The organism is Frankia sp. AgKG'84/4, from assembly GCF_023242965.2.
Taxonomy (GTDB): Bacteria; Actinomycetota; Actinomycetes; order Frankiales; family Frankiaceae; genus Frankia.
The window spans coordinates 1-4,338 of record NZ_JALKFU020000457.1 but is presented as its reverse complement, the minus strand read 5'-3'; the positions used below and the strand labels follow the sequence as shown (position 1 = coordinate 4,338).

The following is a 4,338-nucleotide window of genomic DNA, read 5'->3' as shown; positions in this document are numbered from 1 at the left end:
GCGCGCACCCGCCCGACGGCCAGGACCCCGACCGCTACAGAGAATCATCTAACCGACGATCTCAAACACCTTCTGAGGCGCCGCTAGCCGGCACGTGAAGGCAGGGCCTCCTGACACCCCGTTGGTGTGAGTCCATTCGGCGGGCAGGAGGCCCTGCCGCAGCGCTACCGTCAGTCGCTGGTCCGCGCGTGCCTACGACTCGCGTGCGGCGGCGGGAGTTGACCTCCGGCCGGGTCAGCATCGGCACCGGCGGCAGCGGCACGTCGTCACGATCGAGGGCTACCCGCACGCGGCTGCCCACCTACGACTCGGACTACACCCCGCCGGCCCGACAGGGCGGCAGACGGGAACGCCGGTCTGCCTGGCCGACTGGGCTCAGGACAGCCGGACGGAGCCGTCAGGGGCGTAGACCTCGTCGGAAGAGATGATGTGAAACGGCGGGCAGACGCCCGACGAATGGTGGGCGGCGGCCTCCAGGGCGAGGCGCACGCGGTGCTCCGGGTCCTGGCCGCGGGTGCTGTGCAGCGAGCCGCAGGCGTACTCATCGCCGCTGCCGACCGCGTAGTACTCGTCGACGCTGCGCCCGATCTGGTAGTCCGAGTCGACGCGGTAGAGATGCCCGCGGATCCCCACGAGGAACAGCCCGCCGCTCTCGCTGCCGGAGTCGTTGCGGGCGAAGCCGCCGTCGCGCAGACAGTCACGGACCACGGCGATGAAGTCCGTCGCCATGAACCGATCCAGATCCCAGTCCTGGGGGGACGGCGGAACCAGGCTGTAACGCAGCAGTTGGCCCATCCGGAACGAGTCGGTGAAGCCCATGATGAACTCACCGTTACGGAATACCTTGGTATCCGCGCGCACAGTGATGGACCAGCCGGCTACACCGGCGCTGTCCCCACCGATCACGACCCGGCCGCCCTGCTGTACACCGACGATGCAGGTCACGAAGCGGAATGCTACCGGTTCAGGACGCAGCCAGATGCCCCACCCGTTGCCGTCCGCCGCCTTCGTCACGGACCGTCCCGAACGCCCCGACCGATGTCGGCTTGACGACCCCGGCGCACTCCCCCCGACGGGCCGTCGTAGAACCGCGACGAGGATAGGTGACGCGGCGCTCGGGACGGCGCCGGCGCGACGACGACACCGGCCTGGCCGGGGAGAAGGGCATACGACCATGGGGATGAAGCGGTTCATGTCACGGCTCGGAGTGGGCAGCGCCGAGGTGGAGACCGTGCTCGACCGCCCGGACACACAGCCGGGCACCGTGGTCACGGGCCTGACCACGGTCACCGGTGGCAAGGTCGACCAGGAGATCGAGAAGATCCTCGTCGCGCTGGAGGCGACCGTCGAGGTCGACCGCGGTGACGAGACCTGGTATGAGCAGGTCACCTTCGGTTCGCAGCAGATCGGCGGTGGTTTCACGATCCACCCGGGGCAGCAGGTCAGCGGCCGGTTCGAACTGCCCGTGCCGTGGCAGACCCCGATCACCGACGTCGGCGGCTGGCACCTGCGCGGCATGAAGATCGGCGTGCGGACGACTCTGGCGATCGCCGGCGCCGTCGACCCCGGTGACCTTGACCCGGTCGGCGTGCACCCGCTGCCGATCCAGGAGGCGGTGCTCGCGGCGCTGGGCGACCTCGGCTTCCACTTTCACAGCGCGGACGTCGAGAAGGGCCGCCTCGCCGGCTCCGAGCTGCCCTTCTACCAGGAGATCGAGATGCGCCCGGGTAGCGGGCACTCCCGGCGGATCCGCGAACTGGAGGTGACCTTCCTCGTCGACGGCGCCGGCATGGACGTCGTGCTGGAGGCCGACCGCCGCGGCGGCCTGCTCTCCGCCGGCGGCGACGAGCTGAGCCGCTTCCGCGTCGCCCACCACGACCTGGACCGCCGCGCGCTCGCCGGCCTGCTCAACCAGCAGTTGGAACACCTCGGCCGCCGCCGCGGGCTGTTCCGCTGACACTCCGGGCCGGGCGGCACCGCGGGCACGACGTACGGTGCGGGGGTCTTCACGGAGAACAATGATCGGCGGTCTTGGCCGGAGCTTTCCCAACCCGTCCGCACACGCAGCGCGAGCGGCGTAGCGTCCCAGTGGTCATCGGGCACCTCGGGGATGACATCGGTAGATGTCCCCACGGGGCGCGAAACCACTGTCGTTCGGGGACGAGCACGCGTCGCATGACCATGCCAACAGCGGATGCTCTCAGCAAAGAGATCGTCACCAGGATCTTCCGTTCACCGGAACGCCGGGGCTGGGAGTTCACGCCTCCGGGTGGCGGCCGCCGGGGCAGTGGTAGGCCGGCGGCGCACGGATGCTGGCCGCCTTCCACTTCCACCGGCTTCTCACCGCTCCCCGCCCGCCCGGGTGGAGGGGCGCAACCGGGAGCGCGGTCATGCCTCCTGCCGCCAGAGCGGTGTGACCTCAACGCGGGTGAGGCGCCAGCCGTCCTGGGTGCGGAGCGCCTGGAACGCGAAACGCAGGCCGACGAGCCTCGAGAGCGAGGGAAAGACCGTCCTCGCCGGGAAGTACGCGACAAGCTCATTCGCCGTCATGGTGGCGCGGTCCCCGTCAAGCTCGACGAGCATGTCGGTGATCAGATGCTGGGAATTTTCGTTGTCGTCGCTGGTGCGCCGCGCATACTCGAGTATGTCGTTGATCCCCGTGGCGCCGCCGCGAGCGCTGTGGATGACGGCGTCCTCGTGGAAGATCACGCGTCCCTCCTTGTCGTCGCCGGTGTCCAGCCAGCGCCCAAGCTGACTGACCAGGGCCGCAAGTTCCGCTCGATCGGTGATGTCCCTCAGATGAGGCACGGTGCTCCTTCATGCTCCTGCGCCGAACGGCCGTCTCAGGCTAAGAGTTCAAGTCCGCTTGAGGTCAACTCCTTCCCTCGGCGAACCGCCGTCGTTTGACTTCGTATCGCTCGCATGGTCAGGCGGGATCGACTGCGGCTAGGATCGGCCGCGAAATCCGGTTGCTGACCAGGGCCACCTGGTTTTGCCTGTCGTGGTATGCGGGTTCTGGTGACTGGTGACCGTGCTGCCACGCCGCGCAGCGACAGAAACGTGAGTCCCGGGAATGTCGACTGACCCATACCGGACTCGGCACGACGCCACTCGGGTCGTTTTCCAGAGACCGCGGGACCAAACGAGGTCCTGTACCGCGCCACCGCCGACGGTAACGTGACCAACTACCGGGTGTACAAAGAGGACGGGTTACCCGCGAAAAGAGTGGGCGTCACAGGACGGCCGCACGGCGGTCGGCCTCAAAAGATAGCGCAAGGCCACTGGCAACGTTATCTCACGAGCCGAGGAGATGATGAATCTCGTCAATGTCGCCGATTTGTTCATCAATGATCGAGAGAGGAGGCTGCCCGAGCTTGACCTGCTGGCCGATTTGCTGGGGAAAAGCTGGACCATCGCCCTGTCCCAGGGTTTTCCGTCGACGCGGGACCCACAAAGCCGGGCGGGTCAGGAGCCGTCGCGGTAGCCGACGGTGATGTCGCCGGCGAACGTGGAGGCGCTCAGGCGGCGCGGGGCGTGCGGGTCCCGTCCGATCGAGACGTCCCGGGTGCCGGCGCTGGTGTGGAGGTCGGTGTGGTAGGACGGGGCGTCGGGCGGCAGGTACACCTCGACCGATCCCGCGGCCGTGTGCAGGGTGATGTCGTCCGGGGCGGTGGCGGCGTCGAGGAACACGTCGCCGGCGGAGGTCGAGGCGTCCACCCGCTGGGCGTGGGAGTCGGCGATGTGCACGTCACCGGCGCTGCTGGTGGCCTCGAGGTCGCCGCCTGGGCGGTCGACGGTCACGTCACCACCGGTGGCGTGCAGTCGCACGGGGCCATCGAGGCCGGCGGCCGCGATGCTGCCCTCGGAGGTGTCCGCGTCAACGCGGACGCCGGCGGGCACCCGCAGGTAGAGGGTCGCCGAGCAGTCCCAGAAGGGCCGGCAGCGGCGCGAGACCCGCACGGTGTCACCGTCGACGCGGGTGTCCAGGGTGGGGAGGCGAACGAAGCCGGCGAGTCTGGCGACCACCTCGATGGCCGGCGGGGTGGCGGAGGTCGAGGTCGTCGCGCCCGCGGGGAGCCGGACACCCTCCACGGCCGTCTCGCCGGGGCCGTAGAGAAAGACGTCGCTGCCGCCGCCGTCGACGACGAGACGGGTGATGGAGGCGGGCAGGACGCGGGTCTCGACGCGCCGGTCGCGGCCGGTGGTGCTCTGCAGGACGACGACCGCCGCGAACACGGTGCACACGATCGCGGCGACGGCACCGGCCAGCACGAGGCCGAGGCGTCCGGCCCGGCCGGGCCGGACGGGATCCGGGCCGGCCACGGGTGGGAACCCGCC

General features: G+C 69.5%; 5 protein-coding genes. 2 read left to right on the top strand and 3 right to left on the bottom strand.

Annotation, left to right across the window (positions count from 1 at the left end; all coding sequences use genetic code 11):
• Positions 1-375 precede the first annotated feature (375 nt).
• Complete coding sequence (locus tag MXD58_RS21170; protein ID WP_248840685.1) at positions 376-945, bottom strand: Ntn hydrolase family protein; 570 nt, start codon at positions 943-945, stop codon at positions 376-378.
• Positions 946-1,174: 229 nt separating this feature from the next.
• Here MXD58_RS21170 and MXD58_RS21165 point away from each other — a divergent pair, with 229 nt between their 5' ends.
• A complete protein-coding gene (locus MXD58_RS21165; protein ID WP_248840684.1) occupies positions 1,175-1,957 on the top strand; it encodes a sporulation protein in 783 nt (260 codons plus the stop codon).
• Between the two features lie 431 nt (positions 1,958-2,388).
• Here MXD58_RS21165 and MXD58_RS21160 read toward each other — a convergent pair whose 3' ends face one another.
• Positions 2,389-2,808, bottom strand: coding sequence for a nuclear transport factor 2 family protein (locus MXD58_RS21160; protein ID WP_248840683.1), 420 nt, complete (start codon positions 2,806-2,808; stop codon positions 2,389-2,391).
• 505 nt (positions 2,809-3,313) lie between these two features.
• On the opposite strand from MXD58_RS21160, the gene MXD58_RS21155 reads away from it, so the two are divergent.
• Entirely contained in the window at positions 3,314-3,484 is a 171-nt protein-coding gene (locus MXD58_RS21155; RefSeq protein ID WP_250609789.1) for a hypothetical protein, read from the top strand.
• On the opposite strand, the gene MXD58_RS21150 is transcribed toward MXD58_RS21155, so the two are convergent.
• On the bottom strand, positions 3,466-4,338 hold an 873-nt coding region (locus MXD58_RS21150; RefSeq protein ID WP_250609788.1), incomplete at its 5' end, for a DUF4097 family beta strand repeat-containing protein. The genes MXD58_RS21155 and MXD58_RS21150 overlap by 19 nt on opposite strands.